General features: G+C 60.0%; 20 protein-coding genes. 3 read left to right on the top strand and 17 right to left on the bottom strand.

The window, feature by feature from the left end; genetic code table 11:
• Positions 1-5: 5 nt before the first annotated feature.
• The 5 genes from GBC55_RS19375 to ppc form a co-directional block, all read right to left on the bottom strand.
• A complete protein-coding gene (locus GBC55_RS19375; RefSeq protein ID WP_162440811.1) occupies positions 6-866 on the bottom strand; it encodes a DUF72 domain-containing protein in 861 nt (286 codons plus the stop codon).
• A gap of 2 nt (positions 867-868) precedes the next feature.
• Positions 869-1,174: a hypothetical protein gene (locus GBC55_RS19370; RefSeq protein ID WP_162440807.1), complete on the bottom strand. Its 306-nt coding sequence runs from the start codon at positions 1,172-1,174 to the stop codon at positions 869-871.
• A gap of 326 nt (positions 1,175-1,500) precedes the next feature.
• Positions 1,501-2,175, bottom strand: coding sequence for a tRNA (adenosine(37)-N6)-threonylcarbamoyltransferase complex dimerization subunit type 1 TsaB (tsaB, locus tag GBC55_RS19365; protein WP_162440806.1), 675 nt, complete (start codon positions 2,173-2,175; stop codon positions 1,501-1,503).
• An 86-nt stretch (positions 2,176-2,261) separates the two neighbouring features.
• Positions 2,262-2,912, bottom strand: coding sequence for an adenylate kinase (gene adk / locus GBC55_RS19360; protein ID WP_162440805.1), 651 nt, complete (start codon positions 2,910-2,912; stop codon positions 2,262-2,264).
• 288 nt (positions 2,913-3,200) lie between these two features.
• Entirely contained in the window at positions 3,201-5,831 is a 2,631-nt protein-coding gene (gene ppc / locus GBC55_RS19355) for a phosphoenolpyruvate carboxylase (RefSeq protein ID WP_162440804.1), read from the bottom strand.
• Between the two features lie 197 nt (positions 5,832-6,028).
• On the opposite strand from ppc, the gene GBC55_RS19350 reads away from it, so the two are divergent.
• The 3 genes from GBC55_RS19350 (at position 6,029) to GBC55_RS19340 (ending at position 8,006) form a co-directional block, all read left to right on the top strand.
• Positions 6,029-6,373 carry a pilin assembly protein gene (locus tag GBC55_RS19350; protein ID WP_162440803.1) on the top strand — a complete coding sequence of 115 codons (345 nt, stop codon included), beginning with the start codon at positions 6,029-6,031 and terminating at the stop codon, positions 6,371-6,373.
• Positions 6,374-6,748: 375 nt separating this feature from the next.
• Complete coding sequence (locus GBC55_RS19345) at positions 6,749-7,162, top strand: DUF4398 domain-containing protein (RefSeq protein ID WP_162440802.1); 414 nt, start codon at positions 6,749-6,751, stop codon at positions 7,160-7,162.
• 55 nt (positions 7,163-7,217) lie between these two features.
• A complete protein-coding gene (locus GBC55_RS19340) occupies positions 7,218-8,006 on the top strand; it encodes an OmpA family protein (RefSeq protein ID WP_162440801.1) in 789 nt (262 codons plus the stop codon).
• Positions 8,007-8,077: 71 nt separating this feature from the next.
• Here GBC55_RS19340 and GBC55_RS19335 read toward each other — a convergent pair whose 3' ends face one another.
• From GBC55_RS19335 to GBC55_RS19280, 12 genes are all read right to left on the bottom strand, one after another.
• Entirely contained in the window at positions 8,078-8,407 is a 330-nt protein-coding gene (locus GBC55_RS19335) for a hypothetical protein (RefSeq protein ID WP_162440800.1), read from the bottom strand.
• Positions 8,404-9,318, bottom strand: a complete 915-nt coding sequence (locus GBC55_RS19330) for an alpha/beta hydrolase (protein WP_162440799.1) — start codon at positions 9,316-9,318, stop codon at positions 8,404-8,406. The genes GBC55_RS19335 and GBC55_RS19330 overlap by 4 nt, the downstream gene beginning before the upstream one ends.
• 160 nt (positions 9,319-9,478) lie before the next feature.
• Complete coding sequence (locus tag GBC55_RS19325) at positions 9,479-10,756, bottom strand: flavohemoglobin expression-modulating QEGLA motif protein (RefSeq protein WP_162440798.1); 1,278 nt, start codon at positions 10,754-10,756, stop codon at positions 9,479-9,481.
• A 35-nt stretch (positions 10,757-10,791) separates the two neighbouring features.
• Positions 10,792-11,346 carry a hypothetical protein gene (locus tag GBC55_RS19320; protein ID WP_162440797.1) on the bottom strand — a complete coding sequence of 185 codons (555 nt, stop codon included), beginning with the start codon at positions 11,344-11,346 and terminating at the stop codon, positions 10,792-10,794.
• Positions 11,347-11,471: 125 nt separating this feature from the next.
• Positions 11,472-12,188 (bottom strand): TetR family transcriptional regulator, encoded by a 717-nt coding sequence (locus GBC55_RS19315; RefSeq protein ID WP_178114348.1) that lies wholly within the window; start codon positions 12,186-12,188, stop codon positions 11,472-11,474.
• Between the two features lie 99 nt (positions 12,189-12,287).
• Positions 12,288-13,790 (bottom strand): lysine--tRNA ligase, encoded by a 1,503-nt coding sequence (lysS, locus tag GBC55_RS19310; RefSeq protein WP_162440796.1) that lies wholly within the window; start codon positions 13,788-13,790, stop codon positions 12,288-12,290.
• 114 nt (positions 13,791-13,904) lie between these two features.
• Positions 13,905-15,000, bottom strand: a protein-coding gene (gene prfB, locus GBC55_RS19305; RefSeq protein WP_150630852.1) for a peptide chain release factor 2 whose coding sequence is annotated in 2 segments (ribosomal slippage) — positions 13,905-14,927 and positions 14,929-15,000 — 1,095 coding nt in all. Because the reading frame shifts where the segments join, the coding sequence is not laid out codon by codon here.
• Between the two features lie 287 nt (positions 15,001-15,287).
• Positions 15,288-16,289 (bottom strand): PleD family two-component system response regulator, encoded by a 1,002-nt coding sequence (locus tag GBC55_RS19300; protein ID WP_162440795.1) that lies wholly within the window; start codon positions 16,287-16,289, stop codon positions 15,288-15,290.
• Between the two features lie 48 nt (positions 16,290-16,337).
• Positions 16,338-17,348 carry a chemotaxis response regulator protein-glutamate methylesterase gene (locus GBC55_RS19295; protein ID WP_247266953.1) on the bottom strand — a complete coding sequence of 337 codons (1,011 nt, stop codon included), beginning with the start codon at positions 17,346-17,348 and terminating at the stop codon, positions 16,338-16,340.
• Positions 17,345-19,642: a hybrid sensor histidine kinase/response regulator gene (locus GBC55_RS19290; RefSeq protein WP_162441182.1), complete on the bottom strand. Its 2,298-nt coding sequence runs from the start codon at positions 19,640-19,642 to the stop codon at positions 17,345-17,347. Before GBC55_RS19290 ends, GBC55_RS19295 begins: the two co-directional genes overlap by 4 nt.
• Positions 19,639-20,322 (bottom strand): chemotaxis protein CheW, encoded by a 684-nt coding sequence (locus GBC55_RS19285; RefSeq protein ID WP_162441181.1) that lies wholly within the window; start codon positions 20,320-20,322, stop codon positions 19,639-19,641. Before GBC55_RS19285 ends, GBC55_RS19290 begins: the two co-directional genes overlap by 4 nt.
• A partial coding sequence (locus GBC55_RS19280; RefSeq protein WP_348650982.1) for a tetratricopeptide repeat protein occupies positions 20,319-20,678 on the bottom strand: 360 nt, incomplete at its 5' end. The genes GBC55_RS19280 and GBC55_RS19285, both read right to left, overlap by 4 nt.

Genomic DNA, 20,678 nt, shown 5'->3' with positions numbered 1-20,678 from the left:
CCGCCTCAGAGCAAACCAAGTTGCTCCGCAGCGGGCTCTCTATATAGCTCAGGCAGCGCCGGCAAGCCAGGCAAACGCAGCATCAGTTGCGCGTGAAACCGCTGTGCGAGTCTCGCGGCCTGCAGATTGTCGGCGGTGTGCAGGAAGATATAAGGCGTGCGCCCTTCCTCAATCCACTGCGCTATTTTTTCGACCCAAGGCACCAGGAATGAATCATTCGCCTCAAGCTGCGGGTGGCCAATGAAGCGCACCTGCGGACATTGCGTGAACGCTGCCGGACGGGTCGGGACGTTGGGCTTTTTGGATTGGGCATGCAGCACCGAAGGATCGGTCGAAGTGCAACTGAACAGTGCACGGGGATCAAGGCAGATGCGCTCGACCCCGCGATCCAGCAACAGCCGGTTGAGCAGGCGCTCGCCGTCACCCTTGGCGAAAAAATCCCGGTGCCGCACCTCGACAGCCAGTGGTCGATCCAGCGCATCGATGAAACCGGCCAGTTCGGGCAATCGTTGAGGCGTGAAGCTTTTTGCCAATTGCAGCCACAGTGGCGACACCCGCTCACCGAGGGGGCTGAGCAATTGCACGAAGGTTTCAGCGGCGGTCAGTTGATCGCGCAGGTCCCCGTTGTGGCTGATGTCGCCGGGAAACTTGGCGGTGAAGCGAAAGTGCTCGGGCATGGTGTCGGCCCAGCGCTGCACGGTGTCGGCAGCCGGGCTCGCGTAGAAAGTCGTATTGCCTTCCACGGCGTTGAACACTTGAGTGTAGAGATTGAGAAATTCGCCGGGTTTAGCGTCTTGCGGATAGAGGTAGTCGCGCCAGGCGCTTTCACTCCACGATGGGCAACCGAGGTAGTACGGCAACAACAACATCAGATGTACAGATCGAGGCCCAGCACATCCGCATCCCAATCGACAAAACCGGCAGTGCTGAGATAGCTGGCCAGGGCCATCGAGACGCTTTTACTCATGGCTCGGTGGTAAAGCATGTCTTGCTGACGGGCAGGGAGATTGCTCAGGCGTTGTGCGGAGGCTTTGGCGGCGCGGGCGGCCAATTGCTCTTCGGAGGGAAACTCCAGCTCACCGTCGATATCAACGGTCTCGTCTTCCACCACAGTGCCTTTGCGCGGTTGGCGCTTGATGGGGTAGGACTGAGAGGAGAAGCCGTCTATACGCATAAAGTCATGCTCGGTATCGATGATGGCAGTTTAGTGGCGCGCAACGCCCTTCGCAAACCGCCGAGTGATAACTAGAACACATAAAAGGCAAAAGGTTTAAAAGCGGGGGCTGGAAACTGACGATTGGTTCTATGCGAGACCCGTTTTTGTGGCGAGGGAGATTGCTGGGAGCTTGCTGTGGCGAGGGAGCTTACTCCCGTCCGGCTGCGAAGCAGTCGCAAGTCCAGGCTGCGCGGTGCAGTTGCCGGTCACTGGGGGCCGCTTCGCAGCCCAGCGGGACGGTGCGACGATTCGACAAGCTCCCTCGCCACAGAATAAAGGGTAAATCAACGCGCCTTGGGAGTGGCCACCTTATCGCGCAGATAAACCGGTTGCGCCTCATCCGCCACAATCGCCTCACCACGCGCCCACGCGAAACGCGCCAGGGTCAACAGGTCTTCGGCGTGTGGCAACATGCCCGCGTCCTGGCCGTTCAGGCTGACGCCGATGCGCTCGGCATATCCCCAACCGGTCCCGGCGCCGAACCATTCGCCACTGGCATCGGCAGGCAATGCCGCAACTTCCGGCGGCAACACCGCTTCGTTGCCGACCAGGCGCATCTCCCCTGCCGTCTCGCGGTAGCAGCCCCAATACACTTCATCCATCCGCGCATCGATTGCCGACGCGACCTGGCTCACGCCGTGTTCACGGAAGGCCCGCTGCGCCAATACGGCCAGGTTCGATACCGGGAGCACCGGGCGGTCCAGGGCAAACGCCAACCCCTGCACCACACCAATGGCAATGCGCACGCCCGTGAACGCACCAGGGCCTCGGCCGAATGCGATGGCGTCAACCGCTTGCAGCGTGATTCCGGCGTCAGCCAGCAATTGCTGAATCATCGGTAGCAACTTCTGCGCATGCAGGCGCGGGATCACCTCGTAATGGCTCGTAACCTTGCCGTCATGCAGCAATGCAACGGAGCAAGCTTCAGTCGCGGTGTCCAGGGCCAGCAAGGTGCTCATCGATGTTTCCGTAAGAGAGGTCAGAAAAAGTGCGCCAGTATAAACAACTACGGCCCGCAAGCGGGCCGTAGAAGATCAAGCGGTTATCAGCTCAGCGCTTCAAGCACCTTGCCAGTGATCGCTTCAACCGAGCCGACGCCAGCGATGTGGCTGTATTTCGGCTTGCCGTCGGTAGCGGCAGACAGCGCCTGGTAGAACTCAACCAGTGGCTTGGTCTGGGAATGGTAGACCGACAGACGATGACGAACCGTTTCTTCAGTGTCGTCCTTGCGCTGTACCAGTTCTTCACCGGTGATGTCGTCCTTGCCCGCGACTTTTGGCGGGTTGTAGACGGTGTGGTACACGCGACCGCTGGCTTCGTGAACACGACGACCGGCAATACGCTGAACGATTTCTTCATCGTCGACAGCGATTTCGACCACGTGATCCAGCTCCACGCCGGCTTTGACCAGCGCTTCAGCCTGAGGGATGGTGCGCGGGAAACCGTCGAACAGGAAACCGTTGGCACAATCAGCCTGGCTGATGCGTTCCTTGACCAGGTTGATGATCAGGTCGTCTGAAACCAGACCACCGCTGTCCATGACGCTTTTGGCGATCAAGCCCAGCTCGGTGCCGGCCTTGACCGCTGCACGCAGCATGTCGCCGGTGGAGATTTGCGGAATGCCGAATTTCTCGGTGATGAACTTAGCCTGAGTACCTTTACCGGCCCCGGGAGCTCCCAGCAGAATGACGCGCATCGATGTGCTCCTCAATTTTTTATATAGATAACGTCAGATTCGCCTCGTGGGGCCAATCTCAAAAATAGGGTCGTGACCGCCCAAACGGCCAAAGGCTGATCAAGATACACAGCAGTTCCTGCCCACACAAGCCGCCGAAAGTCGGAGAAACCCGCGCCGGACCTGAGCTTGCGACGCGGTACTCCAAGTCGCAACCCCATCATTAACTGTCGCCTGCCCGCACTTTTTAACGCCTGTCATGCCGCCGTCCGACACCCGATACGGGTGTGGGACACCACGGCAAAAATGTCAGCCCGTGTTACGCAAACCAGCCGCAATCCCCGCCACAGACACCAGTAATGCCTGTTCTACCGGGCTGCCTTGCGCCACCTCCTGCTGCCGCGAACGGGCCAACAGTTCCGCCTGCAATAGATGTAGCGGGTCAAGGTACGTGTTGCGTAAACGAATGAACTCGAGGGTTGCGGGGCTATGTGCCAGCAGCTGCGACTGGCCGGTCAGACCCAGGACCACCGCGCATGCCTGCGACAATAGGTCGCGTAAATGCGCGCCCAGCGGTAGCAGATCCGGTTCGACCAGGCGCTCATCGTAGGACCGGGCAATATCGGCGTCCGCTTTGGCCAGGACCATTTCCAGCATATCGATCCGGGTCCGGAAGAACGGCCACTGTTCTCGCATCTGCCCAAGCAGCTCGCCCTCGCCTCGCTCCAGCGCCTTGCTCAGCGCCGCTTCCCAGCCGAGCCACGCCGGCAGCATCAGGCGGGTCTGGGTCCAGCCGAAGATCCAGGGAATCGCCCGCAGGCTTTCGATACCACCGGCACGGCGCTTGGCAGGTCGACTGCCCAATGGCAGACGTCCAAGCTCCTGTTCCGGAGTGGATTGGCGGAAGTACTCGACGAATTGCGGGTTCTCCCGCACCACGGCGCGATAGGCACTGACCCCGTCAGCGGCCAGTTCGTCCATCAAATGACGCCAGGCAGGTTCCGGTGGTGGCGGTGGCAACAGGGTCGCCTCCAGCACCGCCGCCAGGTAGAGATTGAGGTTTTGTTCGGCGATGTCCGGCAGCCCGAATTTGAAACGGATCATTTCCCCCTGTTCGGTGGTACGGAACCGCCCCGCCACCGAACCCGGTGGCTGCGACAGAATCGCCGCGTGAGCCGGGCCCCCGCCACGTCCGACGGTGCCGCCACGACCGTGGAACAACAGCAGTTCCACTTGCTGCTCGCGGCAGATATCGACCAGCCGTTCCTGCGCTCGATACTGCGCCCAGGCGGCTGCCGTGGTGCCGGCATCCTTGGCCGAGTCGGAGTAGCCGATCATGACTTCCTGGGGCCCTTGCAGGCGTGCGCGGTAGCCGGGCAACAGCAATAGTTTTTCAATCACGGGCCCGGCGTTATCCAGGTCGGCGAGTGTTTCGAACAGCGGCACCACGCGCATCGGCCGCAACACGCCCGACTCCTTGAGCAACAGTTGCACCGCCAATACATCGGAGGCGGCACCCGCCATGGAGATCACGTAAGAGCCCAGCGACGCACCCGGCGCTGCGGCCACTTCCCGGCAGGTCGCCAGCACTTCGGCGGTGTCAGCGGACGGTTTGAAATACGCCGGCAACAGCGGACGCCGATTGTTGAGCTCGCGCATCAGGAACGCGATGCGCTCTTCTTCGCTCCAGTCTTCATACCGACCGAGGCCCAGGTAGTCGGTGATTTCGGTCATAGCCGCCGAGTGCCGTGAAGAATCCTGGCGCACGTCGAGACGCACCAGGAACAACCCGAACGTCACCGCGCGGCGCAAGCAATCGAGTAACGGCCCGTCGGCGATCACGCCCATGCCGCACTCATGCAGCGATTGGTAGCACAGCTCCAGCGGGTCCAGCAGGTCACGATTGTTTTGCAGCACATCGGCGGTTGCCGGTGTGGTCGCCGTCAAGGAAGCGTGTGCCCAGTTACGCGTAGCGCGAAGCCGATCACGCAACTGCTTGAGCACCGTCCGATAAGGTTCTGCGGTGTCCCCGGCCTTGGCCTTGAGTGCATCGCTGGCTTGCTGCATCGACAACTCGGCCGCCAGATGATCGATATCGCGCACGTACAAATCCGCCGCCATCCAGCGCGCCAGCAGCAGCACTTCGCGGGTAACGGCAGCGGTCACGTTGGGGTTGCCGTCGCGGTCGCCGCCCATCCACGACGCAAAGCGGATAGGCGCCGCTTCGAGGGGAAGGTGCAGGCCGGTGGCGTCATGCAGGGCTTTGTCGGCCTTGCGCAAATAGTTCGGGATGGCTTGCCAAAGGGAATGCTCGATCACCGCGAAACCCCACTTCGCCTCGTCCACCGGCGTCGGACGCGTGCGGCGGATTTCTTCGGTGTGCCAGGCTTCGGCGATCAGGCGCTGCAGCTTCGACTGGATCTGCTCGCGCTCGGCAGTCGTCAGGTCGCGATGATCCTGAGCCGCCAGTTGTGCGGCGATGGCGTCGTATTTCTGAATGAGCGTGCGACGCGCGACTTCGGTTGGGTGGGCCGTGAGGACCAGTTCGATTTCCAGTCGCCCCAACTGCCGCGCCAGGGATTCTGCGCCGTGGCCTTCGGCGCGCAAGCGAGCCAGCAACTCCGGCAACACCCGGGACTCGAACGGCGCGGGTTGTGATTCCTCGCGACGGTGAATCAGTTGGTACTGCTCGGCGATGTTGGCCAGATTGAGAAACTGGTTGAAAGCCCGCGCGACCGGCAGCAGCTCGTCTTCGCTCAATTGATTGAGGCTGGCGCTCAGCTCAGCGTCCATCGATCCACGTCGGTCCGCCTTGGCGCCCTTGCGGATCTGCTCGATCTTGTCGAGGAAGCCGTCCCCATACTGCTCACGAATGGTGTTGCCCAACAGCTCACCCAGCAGGTGAACGTCCTCACGCAAGCGTGCATCAATATCGGTCATCAGCAGTTCTCCAGGAATCCGGTCGGCCACGAACATCAAGAGTGCCGCTCCAGACCCGTTCTTACAAGCAAACGACGAAGGGACTTTAAACCTGACGGGTAAAAGCTAGTCTGAAGAGTAAGCCGTACAACGGCTTACCGCCGACTACAGGCGGACACTCCCCGGCCTGCCACGAGCAGGCGCGTAATGAGGTCGTTATGAAAATTCGCGAGCTTGCCCAGCATTGGGAAGAAAACGCCAAAGGTCGTCTGACTGATACGGGCTACAAGATTCATCTGGACATGGAGGCCGCAGCCCGATTGGCGGCGATCACCGAGATGTACCCGAAACGCCAACCCGAAGAACTGCTCGGCGAGTTGATCGGCGCCGCGCTGGAAGAGCTCGAAAAAAGCTTTCCGTATGTGAAGGGTTCGACTGTCGTGGCCACCGATGAAGAAGGTGACCCACTGTACGAAGACGTCGGTCCGACCCCGCGTTTTCTCGCATTGTCCCGTCGGCATTTGCACGATCTTGCATCGGGCAGCGACGAGCAAAAACACTGATCTTTCCCCGCATCACCTGTGGGCGTTCACCTGCTCGCGATGGCGTCAGTTCAATCAAAACACGGGTTGGCTGAACAACCGCTATCGCGAGCAGGCTCGCTCCCCCATTGGCTTTCACATCCTCCAAAATTGCGTTATCTCAGGCGCCAAGAAGGCTGGGGATACCATTACGCACCGCCAAAGTTCCCGATCTAGAGCCTTTTCGGCTCTCTCAATGTATTTTCGGGCGATAGGCCATCTTTTCTGAACTTTTGAAAAATCACTCGGGTCGTACCCTGTAACCACACCTGGGACGGCCGTTTCAAAAGCCCTCGCAAATGAATGGTACGGCTCCTTGCCCAGGATGGATTTTTAAGTTTCTCAGGAGTAATTCCAATGGAGTTGAAGACCATGACGACCAGCACTGCCAAATCTTCGTTCACCCACCTGCGCGGTCTGAAAATGGCTGCCCTTGCGATCGGCACCAGCTTCGTTCTGGCCGGTTGTGCCGGCAACCCGCCGACCGAACAATTCGCCGTGACTGAATCTGCAGTCAACAGCGCCGTGAGCGCTGGCGGTACCGAATTCGCCGCTGTCGAAATGAAATCTGCGCAGGACAAGCTCAAGCAAGCCGAGCTGGCCATGCACGACAAAAAATACGAAGAAGCCAAAACTCTGGCCCAACAGGCTGAGTGGGACGCTCGCGTCGCTGAACGCAAAGCTCAGGCGATGAAAGCCGAACAAGCTGTGAAGGACTCTCAGAAAGGTGTTCAGGAACTGCGTCAGGAAAGTCAGCGCACCGTGCAATAAGCGCGCATCACGACCCCGGGCCTGAAGCTCTAATCGATAGAAAGGACGAATTATTATGCGTAAACAATTGATGATCCCTGCTCTCCTGGCCGCAAGCGTTGCACTGGCTGCCTGCTCCACGCCGCCGAACCAGAACCTGGAAAACGCTCGCACCAACTACAGCGGTCTGCAGACCAACCCGCAAGCGAGCAAAGTCGCAGCGTTGGAAACCAAGGACGCCAGTGACTACCTGGACAAGGCCAACAAGGCTTACCTGGATAAAGAAGACGCATCGACAGTTGATCAGTTGGCTTACCTGACCAACCAGCGTGTTGAAGTGGCGAAGCAGACCATCGCCCTGCGCACGGCTGAAGCGAATCTGAAAAACGCATCCGCCCAACGTGCCCAGGCCCGCCTGGATGCTCGCGACCAGCAGATCAAACAGCTGCAGGACAGCCTGAACGCCAAGCAAACCGACCGCGGTACGTTGGTGACCTTCGGTGACGTATTGTTCGCCACCAACAAGGCTGACCTGAAATCCAGCGGTCTGGTGAACATCAACAAACTGGCGCAGTTCCTCCAGGAAAACCCGGACCGTAAGGTGATTGTTGAAGGCTATACCGACAGCACCGGTGCAGCGAGCTACAACCAGTCGCTGTCCGAGCGTCGCGCCAACTCCGTGCGTATGGCTCTGGTGAAAATGGGCGTTGATCCAGCGCGCATCGTTGCCCAGGGTTATGGCAAGGAATACCCGGTTGCTGAAAACGGCAGCGTCTCGGGTCGTGCGATGAACCGTCGTGTGGAAGTGACCATTTCCAACGACAACCAGCCAGTGATCCCGCGTTCGGCTGTTAGCTCGAACTAAGCCTCACGCTGTAACTAAAAGCCCCGCCTGATCTGATCAGGCGGGGCTTTTTGTTGAAGATCAAAACGAAGTTACTGCTCCAGCTTCTGCGGCGTTTCCTGCCCCATGCACCGCACCGCTTTTTTCTGGCCGTTGATCAACACACCTGTCAAACCTTTTTGCTCGGTGTCGAACAGCACCAGCACTCCATCAATGCACTGCGCGACTTGCGGAGCCGGGTCCAGGGAGACCTTGTAGTCTTCGCCCGGCACGGTCTTGAGCATGGTGAAGTCGCTGAGCAGCAGCGCATCTTCGGGTTTGGCGAAGTGCAGGTAGCCGTACCACCACAGGGCGGCGACGGTGCCGAGGATGCTGCAAATACCGGTGATGATCAGCGGGATGGCGTTACGTTCTTCACTCATTGCGGACTCTCTGGTGGTTCATCTTCAGAATTCGGGGTTGCCGGGTAATTGGGGATTTCACCCAGGCGGCGCAGGCCGTTGAAATGCTGCGGATCGTCAAGGTAGCGCAGCATGACTTTGCGCCAGACCGGGTCGGCGAACGTCTGCACATGACCGCCACGGGTCAGTTGCAGCACTCGCGGCGGCGGCGCAGCTTGATACAGTCGGATGCCGTTGGAAAGGGGCACGATCGGATCGTCGATGCTGTGGTAGATCAGTTTCGGCACGCCATTGAGCTGAGCCATGGAGTTGATCGCGCTGTCACCGTCCGGCACCAGCCAGGACAATGGCACCTGAAACGCCCAGGTCAGCCAGGAGGTGCTCAAGGCAAACTGGCCGACGCTGCGGTAACTGGCGGGCACTCCGTCGAGCACGAACGCCTTGAGTTGTTTCTGGCGTTCCGGGTGCTGGACCAGGTAATGCACGGCCATCGAACCACCGAGACTCTGGCCGAGAAGGATCAGCGGTTTACCTTTGACCTCGGGCGCTTGGTCGAGCCATTTGAATGCCGCATCGATGTCCTTATAGATCGCCGGCAAGCTCGGCTCACCCTCGGACAAGCCATAACCGCGATAGTCCACCAGCAACACCTGATACCCCTCTTCAGGCAACCACCAGCTCCCGCCGAGGTGCATCGGCAAGTTGCCGCCGTTGCCGTGCAGGTGCAGCACCGTGCCTTTGACCTCGACACCTTGTTTGGCGGGCAGCCACCAGGCGTTCAGCTTGAGGCCGTCGGCGGTGGTCAGGGTGACTTCACGGTACTCGAGTTTGGCTTTTTCCGGCGTGAACAACTGGCCTGGTTCGGGATAGAACAGCAGCGAACTGCAACCGCCCAGGGTCAGGAGAAGGCAGAGGATGCCGAGGATTCTCATCCGTTGAAACCTCGCAAATACGAGTTGAAATACGACTTCGTGGAAAATGAATAACCTGTGGGAGCGGGCTTGCCCGCGATAGCGGTGTGTCATACAACCTGGATGTGAATGTTAGACCGCTATCGCGGGCAAGCCCGCTCCCACAGGGTTGGTGTTGTACTCAAAGGATATTGGAATAATCCGCTTCGATCCGGTCCAGGCTCAGGTGGTTCAGGAAGTTGGAGAAGCACATCCACGCCGACAGCGCGTTCATGTCGCGGAACTGTTCAGGCAAATACTTGGGCGGCACCACCAGGCCTTCATCCACCAACTGGCGCAGGGTACGCATGTCTTCCAGCGTAGTCTTGCCACAAAACAGTAGCGGAATCTGCTCAAGCTTGCCCTTGCGCACGGCCAACTGAATGTAGTTGTAAACCATGATAAAGCCCTTGAGGTAGGACAAGTCTTTGGTAAATGGCAAACCGTTGGGCACCGAGCCACGGAACACGCGGCTGGCGTTGCCGTAGCTTTCCGGCATTTCGAAGCCTTGCTCACGGAAGAATTCGTACACCTGCAGGAAGTCGGCCCCCTCCTCCACCATGTGAATGGCGCGGGTGCGGTTGGTCAGTTTGCGCAAGCGACTCGGGTACGAGGCGAAGGTGATGATTTCCATCAGGATCGCCAGGCCTTCCTGGGTCACCGTCGAAGAAGGCGGGCCCTTGGAGAGAAAGGTACAAATCGGCTGGTTCAGGCCGTTCAGCGTGGTGCCGACGTGCACCAGACCTTCATGAACTTCCAGAGCACGCACATCACGTTCGTTGAACATCGCGTCAGTGCGGATCTTGATGTAATCCGCGCCCGCCGCCGCGTCCGCGACAATGCCGTCGGACTCGAATACGCGAATGGTTTCCTCGGCCTCGCCAAACACTTTGCTCAACCGGGTTTGCAATAAATTCACGGCGTCCTTGGCGGTGAGCGTTTTCGGCTCGTCCTTCAGGTCGCCGCGGCCGTCAATATTGTTCAGGTAATCGGAGAGCATCAAGCCCAGATCGGACAAGGTCGGGTCGCCGGCGTGGAACGCGTCGGACGCCGCGCCGTACAGCTCTTGGGAAATAAGCCCGAAATCCTCGGTACCGCGTGCTTCGAGCATGCGCACCACCATGCGGTATTCCTTGCACATGCGTCGCATGATTTGCCCGACCGGGTTGAACTGGCCAAGCTGGCGGGTGATGTCGCGCTCGATGTTCTGGAACTCCAGCTTCACTTTGCTGGAGTCGAAGGAAAGCGGCCGATTAAGGTAGTAATCGCGGTCCACCGCCGGCATTTCCTTGCCTTTGGCCTTGAGGAAACCCTTGCGGATGCTGTCATCCCATTTGACCGCATCGAGGACGCGAATCGGTGTCTGTGCCAGCACAATGCGATCGGACAATATGCGTATCGTCTGCTGGTAATCGTCCACCCGAAACTCCTGTAGTCAAACCGTAAACACTGAATTTATTTGGCTCTGGCCAGGCGCTGATAACGCACCGCTTCGACGAAGACATCGGAATTGGCCGGATCATCGAGCCAGGCGAAAACCTGATCCATGCGGGAGTCGATCAGTACTCCCTCGCCGTCGTCGGTCTGGAAGCCTTCGCCGCTGAAGACTTTCTGGCCCAGAGCTTGTTTGATCTGATCGAGATCGAGGTTGTAGACCACCAATTCATGCTGATCGTTGAGTTCGAAGCCGGCAATGATGAAATGCCCGCCAAATTGCGCCGGGACTTTGGCTGACAGGTACCAGCGATCGCCATGGCGCGACACGGTGAAAGCATAGGCTTCGCGGGTTTTGGGTTTGGCCTTGAAATAGCTGACGGCCTGATAACGGCTGTCGCCCAGGCGGCTGAGCTCCAGGTCCATCGGCTCGCCCCAGGCGTTGGTGCTGGTCCATTTGCCAAGCAAACCTTTAGGCGCGGGATCGCTTTCGGGCAGCGGCTCCTTGAAGGTCACCAGGCAGCCACTGAGCAGCAGGAACGACAAGGCGATCACAACGACACGCCAGGTTTTCATTCAACACTCCCTATGAACAAAACACCGATCAGTGGGAGCCGGGCTTGCCCGCGATGACGGTGTGTCAGACGACATCCATGGTGAATGTCAGATCACCCTCGCGGGCACGCCCGGCTCCCACAGAGTTATACCGACGCCAATACCAAATGCATGTAGCGATTGAGAATACCGAGCATTTCCGCTTCGGCAGCAGGCTCGGCGTCGTTGAGCAGGCCCTGATATTCCATCCGTCCGATAATCGCCGTCAACACCTTGGCGTCCTGTTGTGGCTCTCGTGAACCCAACACCTCGAAAAGCTGACACGTACCCTGCAGGAGAATTTGCTGATGCGAGCGCACCAACTGCGCCAGGCGCGGGTTCAACAACGCCTCCTGACGAAACGCCTGCTCGGCCATCAGATGTTCGCGGCGGCTCACCAATTGGTGGTGAACATAGTCCGCCATCAACCGCGCAATATCATCCGCCAACTGCGAGCGAGACTCGGGGCTGCCGTCGCCGCTGACCACCATCTCGCGCAGCAGGCCTTCGTTGTTCACCCACAGCTTGGCCATGAACGCCGCGCTGCGCTCCACATACTGAGCGAAGGTATCGGTGAGCAAGTCGTCGATGTCTTTGAAATAGTAGGTCGTGGCCGATAACGGCACGCCCGCTTCAGCAGCCACTGCTCGATGACGTACAGCCCGCACGCCTTCGCGCACGACAATGCGCATGGCCGCATCGAGAATGTCCTGTCGACGCTGCTCGCTGCCCTGTCGGCTGGCCTTGCGACCCTGGTACTGAACACTTTCAGCGACCGCAGTGGCGATACCCGCTGCACCTTCTTGAGCCATTGCACGAATCACGACAGGTATTTCCTCTCACATGAAAGTAACAAGTTGATACGTTTGTACCAGACAGGCAATAAAAAGCCGCCTTGAAAGGCGGCTTTTTAACTAAAACACTTACGCTTGCGGCCGCATGTGCGGGAACAGGATCACGTCGCGGATCGACGGGGAGTTGGTCAGCAGCATCACCAGACGGTCGATGCCGATACCTTCGCCGGCCGTTGGCGGCATGCCGTACTCCAGCGCGCGAACGAAGTCGGCGTCGTAGTGCATGGCTTCGTCGTCGCCGGCGTCCTTGTCGGCTACCTGCGCCATGAAGCGCTCGGCCTGGTCTTCCGCGTCGTTCAACTCGGAATAGGCGTTGGCGATTTCACGACCACCGATGAACAGCTCGAAACGGTCGGTGACGTTCGGGTTGTCGTCGTTGCGACGAGCCAGCGGCGACACTTCGAACGGGTACTGGGTAATGAAGTGCGGCTGCTCCAGCTTGTGCTCGACCAGCTCTTCGAAAATCATCACCTGCAGCTTGCCCAGGCCTTCGAAGCCCAGCACCTTGGCGCCGGCTTTCTTGGCGATGGCGCGAGCCTTGTCGATGTCGTTCAGGTCGTCAGCGGTCAGCTCAGGGTTGTACTTGAGGATCGAGTCGAACACCGACAGACGCACGAACGGTTCGCCGAAGTGGAACACCTTGTCGCCGTAAGGCACGTCGGTGCTGCCCAGAACCAGCTGCGCCAGCTCACGGAACAGTTCTTCGGTCAGGTCCATGTTGTCTTCGTAGTCGGCGTACGCCTGGTAGAACTCCAACATGGTGAATTCAGGGTTGTGACGAGTCGAAACGCCTTCATTACGGAAGTTGCGGTTGATCTCGAACACTTTCTCAAAACCACCAACCACGAGGCGCTTGAGGTACAGCTCCGGCGCGATACGCAGGAACATGCCCATGTCCAATGCGTTGTGGTGAGTTTCGAACGGCTTGGCTGCCGCGCCGCCCGGAATGGTTTGCAGCATCGGCGTTTCCACTTCCAGGAAGTCACGCTGCATCAGGAAGGTGCGGATGTGAGCAATCACTTGCGAGCGCACGCGAAATGTCTGGCGCACGTCTTCGTTGACGATCAGGTCAACGTAACGCTGGCGGTAGCGCTGCTCGGTGTCGGTCAGCCCGTGGTGCTTGTCCGGCAGTGGACGCAGGGACTTGGTCAGCAGGCGCACGTTGGTCATTTCGACGTACAGGTCGCCCTTGCCGGAACGGGCCAGGGTGCCTTCAGCGGCAATGATGTCGCCCATGTCCCAGGTTTTCACCGCGGCCAGGGTTTCTTCGGACAGGGTCTTGCGGTTGACGTAGACCTGGATTCGACCGGTCATGTCCTGGATCACCATGAACGAGCCACGGTTGAGCATGATACGACCGGCAACCTTGACCGGAATCGCAGCCTCGGCCAGCTCTTCCTTGGTCTTGTCCGCGTACTGCTTCTGCAGCGCATCGCAGTAGTTGTCGCGGCGGAAGTCGTTCGGGAAGGCGTTGCCCTTGGCGCGCTCGGCAGCCAGCTTTTCCTTGCGCAGTGCGATCAGGGAGTTTTCTTCCTGTTGCAGGGCTTGCGGGTCGAGTTGTTGGTCGCTCATGTCTTTAAATATTCCATCACAGGTTCGTTGCCCCCAGGCCTGTGGCCTGGGGATCGCCGGCAGGCCGGCTCCTACAAGGATCGATGTGTGTCAGTCGATCCTGTATTGCATGCCTTACAGGCCTTGTTTCAAGCTCGCCACCAGGTATTCGTCAATGTCGCCGTCGAGCACCTTGTCGCAGTCGCTGCGTTCGATGTTAGTGCGCAAATCCTTGATCCGCGAGGCATCGAGCACGTACGAGCGAATCTGGTGACCCCAGCCGATGTCCGACTTGGTGTCTTCCAACGCTTGCGAGGCAGCGTTGCGCTTCTGCACTTCCTGCTCGTACAAGCGCGCCCGCAACATTTTCATCGCGGTGTCTTTGTTAGCGTGCTGGGAGCGTTCGTTCTGGCAGCTCACCACGGTGTTGGACGGTACGTGAGTGATACGTACGGCCGAGTCGGTGGTGTTTACGTGCTGACCACCGGCACCGGAGGAGCGGTAGGTGTCGATGCGCAGGTCCGACGGATTGATGTCGATTTCGATGTTGTCATCGATTTCCGGCGACACGAACACAGCCGAGAACGAGGTGTGGCGACGGTTGCCAGAGTCGAACGGGCTCTTGCGAACCAGGCGGTGCACGCCGATTTCGGTACGCAACCAGCCAAAGGCGTACTCGCCCTTGATGTGCACGGTAGCGCCCTTGATCCCGGCGACTTCACCGGCGGACAGTTCCATGATGGTCGCGTCGAAGCCGCGCTTGTCAGCCCAGCGCAGGTACATGCGCAACAGGATGTTGGCCCAGTCCTGGGCTTCGGTACCGCCAGAGCCGGCCTGGATGTCCAGGTAGGCGTTGTTGGCGTCCATCTCACCGCTGAACATGCGACGGAATTCGAGTTTTTCCAGGGATTCGCGAAGGCGCTCGACTTCGGCGGCGACGTCATCGACGGCAGCCTGGTCTTCTTCTTCGGCGGACATCAGCAGCAGGTCTTTGGCGTCAGCCAGGCCGCTGTGCATTTCGTCGAGGGTTTCGACGATCTGGGCCAGCAGGGAGCGCTCGCGACCCAGTTCCTGAGCGTACGACGGGTTGTTCCAGACAGACGGATCTTCAAGCTCGCGATTGACTTCGGTCAGACGCTCATGCTTTTGATCGTAGTCAAAGATACCCCCGAATAGTTTCGGAGCGCTCGGACAGGTCCTTGATACTGTTAAGGATCGGGTTGATTTCCATGGCGGGCAGCACTCGTTGGCGAACTTTTGAAAGCCGGCGAGTATACCGTAATCAGGCTGTCAAGGCAGCCCGCCTGGCGGCTTTAGGGGTGAATGATTCAATCGAATGCAGGGTGTTCTGTGGTGAGGGGATTCATCCCCGTTCGGCTGCGCAGCAGTCGCAAGTCCGGTCAACTCAATCTATTTGGCCGGATGCTGGGGCCGCTTCGCAGCCCAACGGGGATAAATCCCCTCGCCACAGGGGATTTTCCCGGTCTGGGGCAGCGAGTTCAAACTCCCCATCTATCTCTACGCAATCCCCACCTGATTACGCCCATTGTTCTTCGCCGCATACAAACCCTTGTCCGCCGCCAGGATCAGTTGCCGGCAATCGCTGCCCTGCTGCGGGGTGATGGTCGACAGGCCGATGCTGATGGTCAGGCTCGAGCCTTCTGCCGGTGCGTTGTGCGGGATTTTCAGGGCCGCGACGGTCTGCCGGAGTTTTTCCGCCACAAGTCGCGCGCCACCCGGTGACGTGTTGGGCAGCACCAGCGCGAACTCTTCACCGCCGTAACGGGCCGGCAGATCAGAAGGACGGGAGCTGGCATCGCGAATCGACGTGGCGACCTTGCGCAGCGCCTCATCGCCTTCCAGGTGACCGAAGCTGTCGTTGTAGGATTTGAAGTAATCCACATCAATCATCAACAACGACAGCTGAGTCTGGTCACGCAACGAGCGTCGCCATTCCAGCTCCAGGTACTCATCGAAGTGACGACGGTTCGACAGTCCGGTCAGGCCGTCGGAGTTCATCAGCCGCTGCAGGACCAGGTTGGTATCAAGCAACTGCTGCTGGCTCACGCGTAATGCGCGGTAAGCCGCGTCACGCTGCAACAGGGTCATGTAGGAGCGCGAGTGATAGCGGATGCGCGCCACCAGCTCGATGTTGTCGGGCAACTTCACCAGATAATCGTTGGCCCCCGCCGCGAAGGCCGCGCTTTTGATCAGCGGGTCTTCCTTGGTCGACAGGACAATGATCGGAATGTCCTTGGTCGCCGGGTGATTGCGGTACTCGCGCACCAGGCTCAGGCCATCGAGACCGGGCATCACCAAATCCTGCAGGATCACCGTCGGCTTGATGCGAATCGCCTGGGCGATCGCCTGATGTGGGTCCGCACAAAAGTGGAAGTCGATATTTTCTTCATTCGACAACCCACGTCGCACGGCCTCGCCGATCATCGCCTGATCGTCCACCAACAACACCATGGCGGCGTTTTCATCGGTCTTGAAATCGTCGAGCTGTAAATCATTCATGTGCGATCACCTGAGTACTGCCGAAGCCAGGATTGCTGCCAAGAATAGTCATTTAGCGAAAATCTCCAGCAATCGTGGCGCTATCTTGTCCAGTGGGCGAATTTCCGAGGCCGCGTCGATAGCCGCTGCTGCCTTGGGCATTCCGTAAACCGCACTGCTTTGTTGGTCCTGAGCAATCGTCAGGTAGCCCTGCTGGCGCATGAGCTTGAGGCCCTGCGCGCCATCGCGTCCCATGCCCGTGAGCAACACGCCGACGGCATCACCGTTCCAGTAATTGGCCACGCTTTCGAAAAACACGTCGATCGAGGGCCGATAAATCTCGTTGACCGGTTCAGCGGTGTACGCCAGCGTACCGTTTTTCAACAAGCGAATATGATGATTGGTGCCGGCCAGCAGCACTGTTCCGCTTTGCGGTGGCTCGCCTTCCTGGGCCAGGCGCACGTTGAGGCCGCTGGCACTGCTGAGCCACTCGGCCATGCCGGCCGCAAACACCTGGTCCACGTGCTGCACCAGCACAATGGCTGCCGGGAAATCCCGTGGCAGCCCTTTCAGCAGCACTTCCAGCGCAGCCGGCCCGCCCGCGGACGAGCCAATGGCGATCAGCCGCTGCCGCGAACCCGAACTGCGCAGCGGACTCGGCGCCGGACGTTCCCGGTTGCCTTTGTCGCCGATCAGCCAACCAATGTTCATGATCTTGCGCAATAACGGCGCCGCCGCTTCCTGGGCGTTGCCGGCACCGAGCGCCGGGGTATCGACGACGTCCAGCGCGCCATGCCCCATGGCCTCGAACACCCGATGCACGTTCTGTTGGCGGTCGACGGTGACGACCACGATGGCGCACGGGGTCTCGGCCATGATCCGTCGTGTGGCTTCGACGCCATCCATCACCGGCATGATCAGGTCCATCAGGATCAGGTCCGGCGTGTTTTCAGCGCAACGCTGAACCGCCTCGGCGCCATTGCTGGCGACCCAGATCACCTGATGCGCCGGTTCGAATGCCAGGGCGCGGCGCAGAGCCTCTACCGCCATGGGCATGTCGTTGACGATTGCGATTTTCATGTCCGCGCTCCTCCGATGAGCTCAACCACTGCATCAAGCAGGGCGTCGTCATGAAAACTGGCTTTGGCTAGATAATAGTCGGCTCCCGCGTCCAGTCCACGACGGCGGTCTTCTTCGCGATCTTTATAGGACACCACCATGACCGGCAGCGATTGCAGACGGTTGTCCCGCCGCATCAACGACACCAGTTCGATGCCGTCCATGCGCGGCATGTCGATGTCGGTAATCAGCAGATCGAAATCCTCCGAGCGCAGGGCATTCCAGCCATCCATTCCGTCGACCGCCACGGCCACATCGTAGCCGCGATTGAGCAACAGTTTGCGCTGCAGTTCGCGCACCGTCAGCGAGTCGTCGACCACCAGAATCCGTTTGCGAGCCGCTTCGACGACCTGATTGCCCTGACGCGCAATGCGCTCCAGGCGACCGGTATTGAGCAGCTTGTCCACCGAACGCAGCATGTCTTCAACGTCGACGATCAACACCACCGAACCGTCGTCGAGCAAAGCCCCGGCGGAGATGTCCTGCACCTTGCCCAGCCGCTCGTCCAGCGGCAGCACCACCAGGGTGCGTTCGCCGATGAACCGCTCGACAGCCACGCCGTAAATCGCCTCGCGCTCGCGGATGACCACGACCTTGAGCGTCTCCTGCGCACTCTGGCTGGCCGGCCGTTGCAGCAATTGGCTGGCCGCGACCAACCCGACATGTCGGCCTTCGTGCCAGAAATGCTGACGGCCCTCGACCTGAACGATGTCCGCAGGTTCGAGATCGCACATGCGTTCAATGTGAGCCAGCGGAAACGCATACGCCTCGTCACCGACCTCCACCACCAGGCTGCGCACCACTGACAGTGTCAGCGGCACTTCGAGGTGAAAATGACTGCCCTCGCCCGCCGTCTGTTCCAGCACCACCGCGCCCCGCAGCTGACGGACCATATGCTGGACCGCATCCAGACCGACCCCCCGCCCGGAAACCTCGGTGACCTTGTCGCGCAAGCTGAAACCCGGCAGGAACAGGAACGTCAGCAGCTCTTCTTCACTCAACTGCGCGGCGGTTTCCGCCGGGGACAATTGACGCTCGATGATGCTGCGGCGGACCTTTTCCAGGTCGACGCCGTTGCCATCATCGCTAAGTTCCAGCACCAGCAGACCGGCCTGGTGTGAGGCGCGCAGTCGGATCAAGCCCTCAGCGGGCTTGCCGGCCAACAGACGTTGCTCCGCAGATTCGATGCCATGGTCGACAGCGTTGCGCAGCAGATGAGTCAGCGGCGCTTCGAGTTTTTCCAATACGTCGCGATCGACCTGGGTTTTCTCGCCCTCGATCTCCAGCCGCACCTGTTTGCCCAGGCTGCGACCCAGGTCGCGGACCATGCGTACTTGCCCGGTCAGCACGTCGGCGAAGGGTCGCATGCGGCACGCCAGCGCCGTGTCGTACAACACTTGGGCGCGTTGACTGGCTTGCCAGGCGAATTCGTCCAGCTCGGCGTTTTTCTCCACCAGCAACTGCTGGGATTCCGCCAGCAACCGACGAGCATCCTCAAGGGCTTCCCGGGCTTCGAGGCTCAAGGCGTGGTCCTTGAGGTGCACATTGAGATTTTCCAGCGCGCGCAAGCCGTTGCTTTGCGTGCGTTTGAGGCGCTGCATGGTCGCCAGATGCGGTTTGAGCCGCAGGGTTTCCACCAGGGACTTGCTCGACAGATCGAGCAGGCTGTTCAAGCGTTCGGCCGTGACCCGCAGGACTCGCTCGCCATTTTCCGTGGTGCGCCTGTTTTTCGGTGGCGACTCGGTGGGCGCCACCGGCAGCGGCTCGACGACCGGGATCGGCACCTCGATCGGTGCAGCAGGTGCTTCGGGTTCAGGCTCGGCCATGAACGGCGCGATCGGTGTGCTGATGGGTGGAGCCAGTGCCAGCGGGTCCAGCAACAGTGTCATCAGCGCCACATAGGCTTCAATGTCCGCCGGGCTCGGCGCGTGATCAGGCGTCGCAATGCGCATGAGCAGATCGGTGCCTTGCAGCAAAGCGTCGATATGTTCTGGCCGAAGGTACAGACGCCCTTCCTGCGCGCTGACCAGGCAATCTTCCATGACGTGGGCAACACTGACACCGGCATCGACGCCAACGATCCGCGCAGCGCCCTTGAGCGAGTGCGCGGCACGCATGCACGACTCAAGGTGATCGGCCTGAGTCGGGTCGCGTTCAAGTGCCAGCAAGCCCGCGCTCAGCACCTGCGTCTGGGCTTCGGCTTCCAGGCTGAACAGTTCCAGCAACGAGGCGTCGCGCATCTGTTCAGGGGTCATGTAAGGCTCCGGGTCACGGCGGACAACAGTTGCTCTTCATCGAGCCAACGCAGGCTGCGACCTTTGAACTGCAACACGCCATGGGTGTATTTGCTGCTGGCCTGTGTCCCGGAACGCGACGCCGCGTCGAGGATTCGCTCGTCGATGGCATGAATGCCATCGACCTCGTCCACCGGCACCACCACGGGACCACCGTTGGCGGCGATGATCAGCATGCGCGGCATCACCCGTGCCCCGGACACGACGCTGCCAACCGCATCGAGCCCCAACAGCTCGACCAGCGACAGGCAGGCCACCAGCGCGCCGCGCACGTTGGCCACACCGAGCAAGGCCCGGGAGCGTTGATGGGGTAACGAGTGAATAGCCTGCAGCGGCGCCACTTCCACCAAGGTACGGGTGGCCAGACCAAGCCATTCTTCGCCGAGGCGGAACATCAGTAGCGATCGGGTTTTGACATCGCTTTCGACCGCGCTGGACACCTGTCCGCGGTCTTCCTGCTGCAAGGCGTAGCGATCGAGCAAACGCGTGGCAGCGGTCGAGTAGACAGCGCAGTTGCGGCAATGAATGTGTTCGCTCAGCAGCGGGCAGGACCTGTCGCCATGGACACCGATGCGGTTCCAGCAGTCATCGATGGCCTGGGCATCGTCGTGAGTTACGCTCAAGGCGTCGGAGGCGTTCATCGTTTGCGCTCACTGTCAGCGGCGCGCTCGCTACGGGCGGCGCGGTCCTGCAATCGTCTGGCGCCCGCCGTGTCGCCCTGGGATTGCAGCAAGGCTGCCAGGTGCATCAACGCGTCGGGGTGTTGGGGTTCAAGGTACAGCGCCTTGCGATAAAACCCTTGGGCTTCAAGGGCGCTACCGGCGACATCGCTGAGCAATCCCAACCAGTAAAACACTTGGGCAACCGGTTCGTGACTGCGCAAATAACGTTCGCACGCAGCCCGGGCCTCGGCGCTTTTGCCTTCGTTGGCCAGGGCGGCGATGTTCGCCAGCAGTGCGGCGGCATCCGAATGACCGGTTTTGGCAACAACCGGCCG

Source organism: Pseudomonas sp. TNT3 (assembly GCF_010095445.2).
Taxonomy (GTDB): Bacteria; Pseudomonadota; Gammaproteobacteria; order Pseudomonadales; family Pseudomonadaceae; genus Aquipseudomonas.
Note: the sequence above shows the minus strand (reverse complement) of the source record. Positions and strands in the feature narration are given on the sequence as shown.